The organism is Bacillus sp. PK6-16, assembly GCF_056530295.1.
Map to the genome: position 1 here is coordinate 3345509 of NZ_CP096511.1, position 14416 is coordinate 3359924.

The 14416-nt window shown below is 34.6% G+C and carries 16 protein-coding genes; 6 read left to right on the forward strand and 10 right to left on the reverse strand.

Going from position 1 to position 14416, the window contains the following annotated elements; all coding sequences use genetic code 11:
* Positions 1-7: 7 nt before the first annotated feature.
* The 4 genes from fosB to M1D66_RS17100 all read right to left on the reverse strand — a co-directional run bounded on the left by fosB (position 8) and on the right by M1D66_RS17100 (position 3694).
* Positions 8-424: a FosBx1 family fosfomycin resistance bacillithiol transferase gene (fosB, locus tag M1D66_RS17085; protein ID WP_000943774.1), complete on the reverse strand. Its 417-nt coding sequence runs from the start codon at positions 422-424 to the stop codon at positions 8-10.
* A 59-nt stretch (positions 425-483) separates the two neighbouring features.
* Positions 484-2145: a peptide ABC transporter substrate-binding protein gene (locus tag M1D66_RS17090; RefSeq protein ID WP_000824278.1), complete on the reverse strand. Its 1662-nt coding sequence runs from the start codon at positions 2143-2145 to the stop codon at positions 484-486.
* An 84-nt stretch (positions 2146-2229) separates the two neighbouring features.
* Positions 2230-3234, reverse strand: a complete 1005-nt coding sequence (locus M1D66_RS17095) for a DUF2628 domain-containing protein (protein WP_002023926.1) — start codon at positions 3232-3234, stop codon at positions 2230-2232.
* Between the two features lie 7 nt (positions 3235-3241).
* Complete coding sequence (locus M1D66_RS17100; RefSeq protein WP_000283907.1) at positions 3242-3694, reverse strand: methylated-DNA--[protein]-cysteine S-methyltransferase; 453 nt, start codon at positions 3692-3694, stop codon at positions 3242-3244.
* Between the two features lie 133 nt (positions 3695-3827).
* Here M1D66_RS17100 and namA point away from each other — a divergent pair, with 133 nt between their 5' ends.
* Positions 3828-4865, forward strand: coding sequence for an NADPH dehydrogenase NamA (gene namA / locus M1D66_RS17105; protein ID WP_001086176.1), 1038 nt, complete (start codon positions 3828-3830; stop codon positions 4863-4865).
* A gap of 29 nt (positions 4866-4894) precedes the next feature.
* Here namA and M1D66_RS17110 read toward each other — a convergent pair whose 3' ends face one another.
* Positions 4895-5554: an oxidoreductase gene (locus M1D66_RS17110; protein ID WP_001042735.1), complete on the reverse strand. Its 660-nt coding sequence runs from the start codon at positions 5552-5554 to the stop codon at positions 4895-4897.
* Between the two features lie 115 nt (positions 5555-5669).
* Positions 5670-5819, reverse strand: coding sequence for a hypothetical protein (locus M1D66_RS17115; protein ID WP_000540933.1), 150 nt, complete (start codon positions 5817-5819; stop codon positions 5670-5672).
* Positions 5820-6084: 265 nt separating this feature from the next.
* On the opposite strand from M1D66_RS17115, the gene M1D66_RS17120 reads away from it, so the two are divergent.
* The gene (locus tag M1D66_RS17120; RefSeq protein WP_001126148.1) at positions 6085-7035 is read left to right on the forward strand and encodes a metal ABC transporter substrate-binding protein; all 951 of its coding nucleotides are present in this window, start codon (positions 6085-6087) and stop codon (positions 7033-7035) included.
* 138 nt (positions 7036-7173) lie between these two features.
* Entirely contained in the window at positions 7174-7644 is a 471-nt protein-coding gene (locus M1D66_RS17125) for a GNAT family N-acetyltransferase (RefSeq protein ID WP_001048677.1), read from the forward strand.
* Positions 7645-7756: 112 nt separating this feature from the next.
* On the opposite strand, the gene M1D66_RS17130 is transcribed toward M1D66_RS17125, so the two are convergent.
* The gene (locus M1D66_RS17130) at positions 7757-8707 is read right to left on the reverse strand and encodes a CobW family GTP-binding protein (RefSeq protein WP_000613422.1); all 951 of its coding nucleotides are present in this window, start codon (positions 8705-8707) and stop codon (positions 7757-7759) included.
* Positions 8708-8872: 165 nt separating this feature from the next.
* On the opposite strand from M1D66_RS17130, the gene M1D66_RS17135 reads away from it, so the two are divergent.
* Positions 8873-9775 (forward strand): aldo/keto reductase, encoded by a 903-nt coding sequence (locus M1D66_RS17135; RefSeq protein WP_000442820.1) that lies wholly within the window; start codon positions 8873-8875, stop codon positions 9773-9775.
* A gap of 24 nt (positions 9776-9799) precedes the next feature.
* On the opposite strand, the gene M1D66_RS17140 is transcribed toward M1D66_RS17135, so the two are convergent.
* Both M1D66_RS17140 and M1D66_RS17145 read right to left on the reverse strand, forming a co-directional pair.
* The gene (locus tag M1D66_RS17140; protein ID WP_001068745.1) at positions 9800-10384 is read right to left on the reverse strand and encodes a GNAT family N-acetyltransferase; all 585 of its coding nucleotides are present in this window, start codon (positions 10382-10384) and stop codon (positions 9800-9802) included.
* An 84-nt stretch (positions 10385-10468) separates the two neighbouring features.
* Positions 10469-11932, reverse strand: a complete 1464-nt coding sequence (locus tag M1D66_RS17145; protein WP_001168128.1) for a flavin monoamine oxidase family protein — start codon at positions 11930-11932, stop codon at positions 10469-10471.
* 178 nt (positions 11933-12110) lie between these two features.
* Between M1D66_RS17145 and M1D66_RS17150 the strand changes: the two genes are divergently transcribed.
* Both M1D66_RS17150 and M1D66_RS17155 read left to right on the forward strand, forming a co-directional pair.
* Entirely contained in the window at positions 12111-12302 is a 192-nt protein-coding gene (locus M1D66_RS17150; protein ID WP_000683366.1) for a DUF3896 domain-containing protein, read from the forward strand.
* 104 nt (positions 12303-12406) lie between these two features.
* Positions 12407-13408, forward strand: a complete 1002-nt coding sequence (locus tag M1D66_RS17155) for an LLM class flavin-dependent oxidoreductase (RefSeq protein WP_242554643.1) — start codon at positions 12407-12409, stop codon at positions 13406-13408.
* Between the two features lie 44 nt (positions 13409-13452).
* Here M1D66_RS17155 and M1D66_RS17160 read toward each other — a convergent pair whose 3' ends face one another.
* Positions 13453-14397 (reverse strand): alpha/beta hydrolase, encoded by a 945-nt coding sequence (locus tag M1D66_RS17160; protein WP_000798313.1) that lies wholly within the window; start codon positions 14395-14397, stop codon positions 13453-13455.
* Between the last annotated feature and the right edge of the window lie 19 nt (positions 14398-14416).

Genomic DNA, 14416 nt, shown 5'->3' on the forward strand with positions numbered 1-14416 from the left:
TCCCTCCCTAATAAAATGTCATATGAGGTTTCTCATCTCTATAATAATTTAAACGGTCTTGCAGTGTCCCTGAGTGAAACTCAAATTTATGACCGTCAGGATCAACAAAGTATATAGATTCGCAATCTCTTACATCACGTTCTCTTCCTTGTAAAATATGAACATCATTTTCTTCTAATCGCTGTATTAGACATTTAAAGTCTTCTTGTTCAACAGAAAATGCAATGTGCGTATAAGATTGATGAATCTCATTTCTCGAAATATGCGTCTCTTCATTAAGCGCTATCCATACTCCACATATGTTAAAATAAGCCAATTTTCTTCCTTTAACTAATAATTCTCCTTCTAATACTTTTTCATAAAACATAATAGAGTTTTCTAAATTAGATACCGAAAAACAAATATGATTGATTCCCCTTAACAACTATAATTCCTCCTTATACAAATAAAAGATGAGCGAAAATTCACTCACCTTTCATTATACTATTTTTTTGTAATATATGCCCATTTATAACTGAAGTCCCCGCCAAACGTATGGTTAGCAATGCCTTTTACAAACGGCTTCTCTAAATAAGCTGTACTTTGTTGGTACGTAGGAGAAATTGCTGCGTCTTGACCAATTAAGATTTTTTCAGCTTCCGCAAGTGCATTCCAGCGTGCTTTATCATCTTTTAATAGCTCTCCTTTTGATTTCGCTACTAAATCATCATACTTCGGATTAGAATAATCCATTTCATTAAATGAGCTTCCAGTAACAAACATATCAATATAAGTCATTGGATCCGGATAATCAGGGCTCCATGCAGATAATGAGAATTCGTATTGGAATTTCTTTTCTAAATCTAGCTTCTGCTTGTATGGTTGCTGTTTCAAATTTACTTTAATACCAGGCAAGTTTTTCTCTAGTTCTTCCTTAATAAAGTCGCCTACTTTTTTCCGGCTACCGTTATCATCGTTTAGTAATTCAACCGTAATTGTATCTTGACCAAGCTCTTTCTTCGCTTCTTCCCATAATTTTTTTGCTTTCTCTGCATTATCTTTACTATCACGGAAGTTTTTATTTACAGAGCGGAAATCTTTTCCATCCGGACCTGTCGTGAATTTTTCAGGTACTAAGAAATATGCTGGCAATGAACCGTCATTTAAAATGACATCAGCAATTCCTTTTTTATCGTATGCTAAATCAATCGCTTCACGTACTTTTTGGTTTTTAAATGTTGCATTTTTTTGGTTAAAACGCAAGAAATATATGCGTGGATCTAACTTCGTTTTAAATTCATCTGGCTTATTCTTTTTATATTTATCAACAAATTCAGAAGTTAAAATAACTCGATCTGCTTGATCACTATCATATAAATTTACTCCCGTGCTTGTTTCCTTCACAATACTTACATTAATTTCGTCTAATTTTACAGTATCTTTATCCCAATAATTAGGATTTTTCTTCAACTGATAATTTTGTTCATGTTTCCATTGACTCATTGTAAATGGTCCATTATATACTAATTTATCTGCTTCTAATCCGTATTTATCTCCTTGCTCTTTCACATATTTTTCATTTAATGGGAAAAATGTAGGGAACGACGTAAGCTCAAGAAAATAAGGTGCTGGTTGCTCTAATTCTACTACCAACGTTTTATCATCCTTCGCTTTAACACCCAATTGATCTGCTGGTAATTCACCTTTATTTACTTTCTGTGCATTTTTCACATCAAATAAAATGAATGCATATTCTGCCGCTAATGCTTTATCTAATGTACGTTGCCATGCATATACAAAATCTTGTGCTCGAACTGGATCACCATTTGACCATTTCGCATCACGTAATTCAAATGTATATGTCTTTTTATCTTCACTAATCTTCACATCTTTTGCCATACCTGGTGTTGGTTTATTATCTTTATCTAGACGATATAAACCTTCCATTGCATTTACAAATACACGGAAAGATACAGAATCCGTTGATTTAGATGTATCCATTGAAGGAATTTCAGCTGTTTCTAGCAAATTTAAAACTTGTTTATCGGCCATTCCCTTATTCGATTCTTTCTTCGTTGTCGAAGCCTTCTCACCATTCCCACATCCTGCAACCAATACACTTGTCGTTAACGCAAGTGCAGCAATTGTTGTTGTCTTTCTCTTCATTCTTCCTTCCCCCAATCTATATGTATAAGTTAAATCCTATATAATATATTTCATTATACAAAAGATTCTGATTATTTTAAATATTTATTTTAACAAACATAGAAAAAAGCGATCGGAAATTTCTTTCCAGCCGCTTTCTTGAATAGCATTTACTTGTAATCCATCCTCTATATCAAATGGATTTTGAACTTTAAATATTTCTTCCATCAGCTTTAAAAACTCTTCTTCAGTTTTAGATTCACCATTAACCATAAGTGAGTATGGTTCCACTTCACCTAATTTATAATCGACAACAAATTGAATCTTCACCTTTTGTCTTGGCGTTCCGGTGTTATATCCTTGGAATTCTACCAATTCTAACCCTTCCGTTCCACGATAATATATCCAACCTGAATTTTGAAAATAATTTTCGAAAGATTCACCTATTGAAAAGAAAGGATATTCATAAAGCGAGCTTGTACGAACCTTTTGAATAACGTCTCGATCAGTCGGAAAAAAGAAATGACTAAAAAATATGCTAGCAACTGCTAAAATAGTAACAATTGTCGCTCCCATTTTGCTCGTTCCGCCGCTATCATTGATTAGATAGTTTTCAACTGATTTATCTTTTATTTCTCTTGCTTTTATTCGGTATATACGTCTTTCCGCAAATTGATAGTATAATCCATTTGCAAAAATCCCCATTCCAAACAGAATAAAAATGAGTAATAAAAACGTAAGAGGCACCATATTAATGATTGGCAACGCTACATTAAATCCCATATAATACGAAAATGCATCACACGCTACTAATAACAACATAAATAAAGCAGCTGGTACATAATACTTACGATATCCTAGCCAGCCTATATTGAAAATAGCAGCCCAACCATTCCAGCTCCACCTAGCAATCCGCTTATTCTCAAGATCCCATTTCCTTTTGTAATACGGATATTGTCTCCCTACATATACTTCCAGTTCTTTATCTATTAACGAGCTACCTTCCTCTTGTTCATTATCCAAGTTTCGCTGACAACTTGCACAATTTAACTGTTCCTCCTCGCAAGGTTGCCCACAATTTATACATTTCAAAACAATCCCTCTTCCCATCCATACGTCATTTCAAAATACCTTCGTGTTTTAATAACCACTCTTTCCTCCATAAACCACCAGCATATCCAACAAGCTTTCCACTCTTTCCTATTACACGGTGACATGGAACAATTATTGAAATTGGATTCCGACTATTTGCCCCTCCTATTGCCCGTACAGCTTTTATATTTCCAACTTTCTCTGCAATATCTAAATATGAAGCACTTACGCCGTATGGAATAGTATAAAGTGCATCCCATACATTTTTTTGAAATGCTGTTCCCTCCGCAGACAGCGGGACCGTAAACTCTTTTCTTTTCCCTTTAAAATATTCATCTAACTCATTTATACATTGTTCTATCATTTCATTTTTATTTTCTTCTTGTCGTTCATCAACAAATATAACAGACGTAATTCCTTCTTGATTCGCTGTAATTTCAAGCAAACCTAATTCGCTTTCATAATAAGCCTGGTACATATGCCATCCTCCAATTCAGTTCATATTAGTCATTGTAACACGAATATACAAAATTTTTCGTATAAGCGTTTTATTAGAGAAACAAAAAAGAGAATGGTAAAATATAAGAAAATTCAATCAAGGAGGCTATTTGATGAATTCCAAGCTTTTTTCACCTTATACAATTAAGAACGTTACACTAAAAAATCGTATCGTTATGTCGCCTATGTGTATGTATTCCTCGGGGAATGAGGATGGCAGCGTTACGAATTTTCATCTCATTCATTATGGAACTCGCGCTGCTGGCCAAGTAGGTTTAGTTATGGTTGAAGCAACTGCGGTGTTAGCTGAAGGACGAATTTCTAACAAAGACTTAGGTATTTGGGATGACAACCTAATTGAAGGCTTACATAAAACGACTACTTTTATACATGATAACGGCGCAAAAGCTGCCATTCAACTCGCTCACGCCGGAAGAAAAGCTGAATTAGATACGAATGCTTTCGCTCCTTCTGCAATTCCTTTTAATGATAAGATGAAGATACCAGTAGAAATGAATATACAGCAAATCAAAGAGACTATATTAGCTTTTCAGAGGGCCGCGTTACGTTCAAAACAAGCCGGATTTGATGTTATCGAATTACATGGCGCTCACGGTTACCTTATCAATGAATTCCTATCACCACTTACTAATAAACGAACGGATAAATACGGCGGCTCACCTGAAAACCGCTATCGTTTCTTACGCGAAATTATCGACTCTGTAAATGAAGTTTGGGACGGACCAATATTCGTTCGTATTTCAGCAAATGATTATCACCCTGACGGGCTAACGGTTCAAGATTATGTTCAGTATACAAAGTGGATGAAAGAACAGGGAATAGATTTAATAGATTGTAGTTCTGGCGCAGTTGTACCAGCACATATTGATGTGTATCCCGGTTATCAAGTACAATACGCCAAACATATTAAAGAGCATACTAAGATTGCAACTGGTGCAGTTGGATTGATTACGACTGGGTCACAAGCAGAGCAAATTTTAAATAATAACGAAGCTGATTTAATTTTCATCGGACGTGAGTTACTTCGCAATCCGTACTTCCCGAGAATAGCGGCCAATGAACTTGGCTTTGAATTGCAAGAACCATATCAATACAAGCGAGCGCCAGGGAAAATTCATACGAATAAATAAAACCGAGAAGTCATTCTTCTCGGTTTTATTTATTCTATCGTTGTAATTTCATTTGAATTATAAGTATGGATACCCGATTCTTCTCGCAGCGCGGTTATATACATCCCTTTCGCCACATCTTTAGCTGAAATTGGTTTATACTTTTTGAAAGCCCCTTTAAAGATAAAAGGAATAATACGAGATAACTTTTCAGCCATTTGTTCGCCGAAACGAAATTCTTGTCGATTTCCTACTAATAATGATGGTCTAAAAATGTGAATACCACCGATCACTAACTTTTGCAATTCTTCTTCCATTTTCCCTTTCACTTGTGAATAAAAGAAAAATGATTTAGGATTCGCTCCCATAGAAGACACGACAAGGAAATTTTGTACCCCTTGTTTTTCAGCTAAACAAGCAGCTCGTAACGTATATTCATAATCTACTTTTTTAAAATTTGCTTTTGTTTTTGCTTTTTTTATTGTTGTTCCTAAGCAACTAAAAACATCATCCACAGCAAAGAACTCTTTATATTCCTCTAATACCGAAAAATCAACTTGTTTCTGCTGTAACTTCTCATGTTGCAATTGCATTGGCTCTCTTACAAAAATAGTAACCGAATCGTAGTAATCTGATTCAAGTAATAGACGCGTTATCTCTTGTCCAACTAAACCACTTGCACCAAGTATTAACGCTGTTCGCTTATTCATATATGCATATACCTCTTATTTTACTTTTCTCTCCTTCAGTAAAATACAACCTTTAGGAGTTTCCTGCTCTTATTTTACCACAAGTAAAACACTATGCGTACGCATAGTGCTTTACTCACTCTTTTTTCTCATTTCTCTCTTGTAATTTCGTTATTGTTGTAGCGTCCCCTAAATTACTTATTAATCTTCTTAAAAAAATTAATACGAAAGATAATGGCAATACTACCGCTAATATTAATAAAATAGCTTCCATTAAGTAACCCAAGCGCTCATCCCCCTCTTTACCTCCTTTTCAATATATGAAAACAGCGTTGTCACATATGCATGCATTTGCAAAAATAATACACCTATATTTGACAACTTTATAACAAAAACAAATCGGAATGATTATTATTTATTGCAACTTTATTAAAGATGTATTATACTAAGTTCGCAAACTAAAACGTAATTATTCCGTTTTGTATTAAAATGATATTTTTCTTCTATAATTGGGGAAAATATATCCGTAAAAAAGAAAAGAGGAGAACTTCATGCCTAAAAGATTGACTATATTTTCATTCTTACTTATTTTTACCTTAATTTTCGCTGGCTGCTCAAATAAAAAAGAAAGTAATGCCAAGAAAGATGGAAAGCTAACAGTTTATACAACGATTTTCCCACTTGCTGATTTCGCAAAGAAAATTGGTGGCGACTATGTAAATGTTGAAGCAATTTACCCACCTGGTGCAGATTCACATACATTTGAACCAAGTCAAAAACAAACAGTACAAGTTGCAAAAGCCGATTTATTTGTTTATAACGGCGCTGAATTAGAACCATTTGCTGAAAAAATGGAAAAAACATTACAAAAAGAAAATGTTAAAATTGTAAATGCATCTAAAGGTATTGAGCTTCGTGCTTCTACTGAAGAAGAGCATCATGATCATGGAGATGGCCATAAAGAAGATGAACATCATCACGATAAAGACCCACATGTTTGGTTAGATCCTACTCTAGCAATGAAACAAGCAGAAAAAATTAAAAATGCACTTGTAGAATTACAACCTGAACATAAAAAAGAATTCGAAAAAAACTTTGCAGCACTTCAAACTAAATTTACTGATTTAGACGATGGATTTAAGGCAGCTGTAGCGAACGCAAAAACGAAAGAAATTTTAGTTTCTCATGCTGCCTATGGTTACTGGGAACAACGATACGGCCTAAAACAAATTCCTATCGCTGGAATTTCAGCTTCTGATGAACCATCTCAAAAGCAGCTTGCTGACATTACAAAAACAGTAAAAGAACATAATCTAAAATATATTTTATTCGAAACGTTCTCTACTCCAAAAGTAGCATCCGTAATTCAAAAAGAAACTGGTACAAAAGTTTTACGCTTAAATCACTTAGCTACTATTTCTGAAGATGATGCAAAAAATAATAAAGATTACTTCACTTTAATGGAAGAAAACGTAAATACATTGAAAGAAGCAACAAACTAATCCATTATATTTTCTAGGCAGCTGAATCTGTTATTCAGCTGCCTTTTTATGTATTTATCCTTGACTTGACCAAAATAACAAGTAAAATTATCCATATTAGCTTGAAAGCTATATTAATTTAGAAGGTGAGTTGGAATTATGAATCTTCACATTTGTGAAGTAACAGCAAAAAATTGGCGTTCAGTAGTTGCTTTAGACGTCGCAAAAGATCAGCAACAATTTATTGAAAGTAACGCGTTTTCTTTAGCAGAATCATTATATGAAGGAAACGGAACGTCAGTAGGTTTATATGATGGCGAAACACTTGTAGGATACGCAATGTATGGATGGTATTCAGTAAAACATAAAAGTGTATGGCTCGATCGCTTTATGATTGACCAACAATATCAAGGAAAAGGATACGCAAAACGTTTCCTTCGATTACTCATTCAATTCTTACAAGAAAAATTTGAATGTAAAATAATTTACTTAAGTTTACATCCAGACAACAAACTTGCAATGGGACTGTATGAATCATTTGGTTTCCGCTTAAATGGGGATATTGATGATGAAGGTCCAGTTGTAGGTGTTGTAATGGAGTTACTAATAGACGAAAATACAAGCCTGTGAAAACAGGCTTTTTATTATACAGTTATCAATTTTTAGTTTCTTTCCCTTATTTAATTCTGTTTTACAATCTAATAGAATGCTCATAAAAAATAAGCCTACAATTTACGCAGACTTATTTCACACACTCCTCGAAATGTTCTTGGAACCACTCTTTATTAATATCTCTTCCGATAAAAACTACTTCACTTACTCGCTCTTCTCCCTCTTGCCACTCTCTATCGTACGAAGCAGCAAATAACGTATGTACACCTTGGAAAACGATACGTTTATCTACTCCATCTATCGATAAAATTCCTTTGTAACGATATAAATATTCCCCTAGCTCTTGCACGACAGCTGACATCCACTCATTAAGCTTTTGTAAATCCAGCGGACGTTCTTCACGTAATACAAATGATTTCACACCTTCTAAGTGGTTATGTTCTTTATGAGGGTAAATTTGCAACGTATCTTTCGTTTTAAACGTTTGGATTTGTAATAAAGATGGTATATCTACCTCACAGTTAGTCGCCTCAATTAACTTTGCAGTCGGGTTAATTCCTTGAATTTCATGCAAGAGATTTTCTTTCTCATTCTCTTCAATTAAATCTAATTTATTTACTAAAACGACATCAGCAAACGCAATTTGCTCTTTTGCTTCTAATCCTTTTTCAAAATGTTTATGTATATGATAACTATCTACTACCGTTACAACACCGTTAATTTGGTAAGCAGATTGAATGACTGGATCTAAAAAGAATGTTTGAATAATCGGGCCTGGATTTGCAAGGCCAGTCGTTTCAATTACTAAACCATCAAAATCCATTTTCCCTTCCGCTTTTACGTCCAGTAACTGTTTTAAAGCAACGAGTAAATCTTCACGTACAGTACAGCATAAACAGCCATTTGTCATTTCCATAATTTCTTCTTCCACATTCATAATCAACTGATTATCAATGCCAATTTGCCCTATTTCATTTACAATCACCGCTAATTTCTTACCGTGATTTTCTGATAAAATACGATTTAATAATGTCGTTTTCCCAGATCCAAGAAAACCAGTTAATATTGTTACTGGAATCATTTCGTACATCTCCTTCTAGCTATATGTTTCTACATTATAGCATATAGAGAAAATCATTTTTTTAGCAAAACATATTTATTGTATGTACCCCCCCCAAACTATATAATAATACGTAGTAAGAAAGCCTTTTCAAAATAATAATTATTCATCAAGGGGGTACTTATAATGGAACGAGTTCAAATGAATGAAACGCTAGAATTCTCTCGTATTATTCAAGGATTTTGGCGTTTAGCAGAATGGAATATGACGAAACAAGAATTACTTTCTTTCATTGAAGATTGTATGGATATGGGAATTACTACTTTTGATCACGCTGACATTTACGGCGGATATACGTGTGAAGGATTGTTTGGAGAAGCTTTACAATTAAAGCCTTCCTTACGAGAAAACATGCAAATTATTACAAAGTGTGGAATCGCTCCCCCATCACCGAAATTTCCAGAGCGATATGTTGCTCACTACAATACTAGTGCAGAGCACATTATTCAAAGTGCAGAAGCATCACTAAAAAATTTACATACAGATTATATTGACGTATTACTTATTCATCGTCCCGATCCTTTTATGGATCCAAATGAAGTGGCAAAGGCATTTTCACAATTAAAACAAGAAGGAAAAGTTCGTCACTTCGGTGTATCTAACTTCTTACCTTCACAATTTAATATGTTAAGTTCGTACTTAGATTTCCCGCTTATTACGAACCAAATTGAAGTTTCTGCATTGCAGCTTGAGCATTTTGAAAAAGGGACAATTGATTTATGCCAAGAAAAACGAATCAATCCAATGATTTGGTCACCTCTTGCTGGTGGGGAAATTTTTACTGGTCAATCCGAACGTGCCGTACGTGTACGCGAAACTATGCAAAAAGTTGCTACTGAGCTAGGTGTTTCTAGTATCGATACGGTTATGTATGCTTGGTTACTTGCTCATCCAGCTAATATGATGCCAATCGTTGGCTCTGGTAAATTAGATCGCGTAAAAACGGCCGCTCTTGCTACAAACGTTAACTTAGATCGTCAACAATGGTTTACAATTTTCGAAAGCTCTAATGGACATCCTGTACCATAATACACAAAAAGAAGAGCTGTTTCTTTACAGCTCTTCTTTTTTATATGTATTTCTCGTCATTGCAAATACACACATATCCCTTAATCCATTTCCATCTACCGCAACACTCGCACTTTCTAACGTACCTTCTAACTTAAAGCCTAATTTCTCAGGTATCGCTCTACTCTTCTTATTTAAAGAATCACAACGAATTTCTACACGGTTTGCTTTCAATTCAGAAAAAGCGTAATCCGTTATACCTTTCGCAGCCTCTACCATATAGCCTTTTCCGCTAAACCTTGTATCAATCCAATATCCGATTTCAAATTGAGGTATATCCCAATTAATACGATGTAATCCGGCTGAAGCAATAAATTCACCTGTTTCTTTCGAAAATACTAGTAATCTTAAATCCTCACGTTGCAAAAATTGAATATGTGATTTTCTAATACTTTCTTCTATTTCTTGCTCTGTTTGCTCTTTTTGTGCAAACACCATCCAAGGTTTCAGTTCTTGTATTGAAGCCTGAATTGCATCATATACAACTTTACCATCTCCTGGTTTCGGCATTCGAATAAAAAGCCTGTCAGTATAAAATTCAGAAGGAAAATCGAATAATAACGGATTCACTGTAAACACTCCCCATAATTCTTTTATATATAATAATATCCATCTCAAGTTATATAGTAAAGAATTTTCTGAATTAAAAACCTTTTACTCATTCACTTCCGCCGCTACACGAATTCCAGATTCAATCGCACCTTGAATCCATCCGTGATATAGCGTTGTATGATCTCCAGCGAAGAATATTCTCCCCTCTGGTTTGACAATCGCTGGTTGCAGCTCAGATTCTTGACCTGCTTGAAAAAGTGCAAATCCTCCAAGCGCATACGGATCCAATGTCCAGCTTTTTGATATTCCAGATATAAACTCATCATACACTTGACCACCTAATATTGTTGCTAAGTTGTGTAATGCGTAATAAATACGATCACCTTTTGATAAACCATCCCATAACAACGCGTCATAAGACCATGTATAGCTACCTAACATCATAGCCGGTCCTTTCTCCCCAATTCCATAGCTTGGATAATAGGCATAACGAATTGGCAAATCTGTTATAATTCTGCCGCCTAATTGTCCTTGTTCTTCCCAAAATCGGCTTTTAAATTGAATTCCTATTTTCGTCGCAGGCATATAATGTAATTCACGAATTGCTTTCCATTTTTCATGAGATATAGAATCAAACGGATCTACTTCTACAAAACGCATTGTCGAAAACGGAATGGTAACAATAACTAAATCTCCTGTAATACTACTATATTCAAAAGTTTCCTCGTTCCGATAGAAAGCTGTCACACCATTATCGTGTTGATGTAGCTTCATTAATTTTTGATTATATATAATATTCTCTTCTAATTGCGGTAAAAATGACTTTGGCAATCTATCGTTCCCGCCCACAATTTCACAAAATCCGCTCTCCTCTTGCATAATGTATAGAAAGCGTAAAGTCTCTACAAACGATCGTTCCAAAAAACCTTCTAAATCTAATAGAACACCAATCATCTCAATTGTTACTGGCGAAAAGTAAGTATTATACTGATAAGGATGATACTTTAAAAATTGCCCAGTAGAGTATCTTCCAAAATCCTTTACTACAACGTCCCAATTTTTTTCTGGGTTCTTTTTTATAAAATTTATAATGGGCTGTACCGCTAACAATAATAATTCCTCTGACGTTTTTCCAACTTCATTCATTTCCACAGGATATCTTAGAATACTTGGATCTTTTTCATATTGTTTTAACGTCGTTTTCCGTCCATTTACGTATATAATATCCGTCTCATTTCTATTAATAAAAGGTCTCACCTGTAGCCCAAATTTTCTTATATATGTCATCGTTAATGTATGCGAATATGGAATCCTCATTGCTCCAACATCTAAATATAATCCGGTATCTTCCATTCTAACCGTTTCTATACGGCCACCTACCCGGTTATTTGCTTCAAAAATTTTCACATCATGTCCTGCAGCCTTTAATAAAGATGCTGAAACTAATCCAGCCATACCAGCTCCCACTACAATAATTTGTTTTGGATTTGTCGTCTTCTTCAATCCTTTATCTATAACTTTTAACGCTTCATCCATTTCAGTGTTATACATTATATCTTTCTGCACAATTCCACCCCTTACTTCATCAAATGGACGTTAGTGGTTTAGTGCATTTTATTCATACATCCCCATAAACATAACACCATTGCAATTTGAATATTCACTAAAAGTACATAAGAGACAGATTTCATATTTCTTTATGCTTCGTATAATATAGCAACCGCAACGAAGGAGTGACTAAAAAATGAAACATACTTATGATTACCACGCTACAAAAAAGCATTTAGAATTAAAGAAACAAAACTTATGTAAAAAACTTAGCAATATGACACTATCTGAAAAAGAACGTGAACAGCTAAAATGTGAAATTGACAACTATGAATATATTTTAAATCTGGTTGAAATGAATCATTATGAACGCGGATTTTCTCGTTAAAAGCGGAAATAAGATTATCCGCTTTTCATTTTGAGCATTTCACTACGCATTTTTCATAAGTAAATATATAATAGGATGTACATTAAGATTGAGAGGTATATTCTATGATCAAGTTAAGTGTATTAGACCAATCACCTATTTCAGATGGTAGCACAGCAGCCCAAGCTTTTTCACATACAGTTACGCTTGCACAAGAAGTTGAAAAACTCGGATTCACACGTTTTTGGGTATCCGAACATCATAATTCCGTAAGCTTAGCTGGTTCAAGTCCAGAAATACTTATTTCTCATATTGCCGCAAAAACGGACCGTATTAGAGTCGGTTCAGGTGGTGTTATGTTACCGCATTATAGCCCATATAAAGTTGCTGAGAATTTCCGTGTTCTAGAAGCATTGTATCCGAACCGCATCGATCTCGGTGTTGGTAGAGCTCCTGGTGGTATGCCAATAGCAACTCGCGCACTTCAAGAAGGGAAAATGGTCTCACTTGATCAATATCCAGAACAAATTGCAGACGTTGCAATGTACTTACATGATCAAGTACCAGAAAACCATCACTATGCAAACTTAAAAGCCACTCCAGTTATCCCAACGTCTCCTGAAATGTGGATGCTCAGTTCTAGCGGAGAGAGCGCTAAAATTGCTGCAAACAACGGAGCTTCTTTCGCATTTGCACAATTTATTAACGGCTTTGGAGGCCCTGAAGTTATGAGGGCTTACCAAGAACAATATCAGCCTTCATTTTTAGGAGATAAGCCTAATTCAATCGTTGCCATCTTTGTTATATGCGGAGAAACAAATGAAGAAGCGGAAAAAATTGCTTCTAGTTTAGATTTATCAATCTTATTATTAGAGCAAGGAAAACGAACTACTGGTACACCTTCTATTGAAACTGCTCAAAATTATTCATACAGCGCTTATGATTTATTCCGTATAAAAGAAAATCGTCAACGTATGATTGTTGGTGATCCGTCTTCTGTAAAAGAAAAAATAATAAACTTAAGCAAAGCATACAATACTGACGAATTTATGATTGTCACGATTACTCATCAATTTGAACATAAATTAAAGTCTTATCGCTTATTAGCAAATGCTTTTAATTTATAATTCTAAAAAGAGATGCATCACATGTGATGCATCTCTTTTTCTTACTACTTATTGTTTTCATTTCCTATATATTCAATAGCTTCTTTTAATAGCTCTTCAAAGTTAATAGGATAATCATGATCTAAGTCAGGCACAACTTTATACTTATGTTCTATATTCTTCTCTCTTAATAGTTGTACAAATTGCTGCGTGGATTCGAAACAATCTTCATCTTGATCCCCGCATACTATATATCCTTTTATATGTTTATCCTGCAGCACTCTTAACAACTCATCCCATTCTTCAATCTCGGGAAGCCATGGTGCCATAAAAACAAAACCATCTACATTTATATCTTGTTGTAAAATCGTATATAAAGCTACTCTCGCCCCTGCAGAAAAACCACCAATGATTACACTTTCTACTGTATGATTTTCTATAAACTTATTGTAATGCTCTTTTAATTCCTCTTTCCCTCTCTCTATATCATCCCAAACAAATCCATCTGAAAACTCAATTTGTGAAGACTGTGGTAAAGCTAACATATAATCTTGTGTCAACACAGATTTCCAATATGGTTCTACTATTTGTATATTTTCTTGGTCACCGTGCAATGTAAGTAGTAGATTTCCCTCTTTCTTGCTGTATATATATTTCACATCTGGTCTTTCCTTTTTATGTGCTAATTCTTCTCTTTCTTTACATAATTGCACCATTGTATGAAATTCTTCAAATTTATGTAGTGATTTTAAATCTTCGTCGGAAATTAAATACTCATTTCCATACCAGAATCCCTTTTCTATAATGGCCTCTCTCATTAAATGTAATGCTTCTTTTTCAAGTCCCGATGCACTTGCGAGTGCATACTTAAAATTATATATTTGCGCCTCATTCCCTATTACACCTGTAGCGTTTTCCATTATATAATTGTACGCTTCAAAACTTCCTTTATTTGCATAACAACGTAACGTTTCATTTAATAATTGAATGTAAGTCATGCTATTTTTCATGTACCAATTCCCCCGAAAC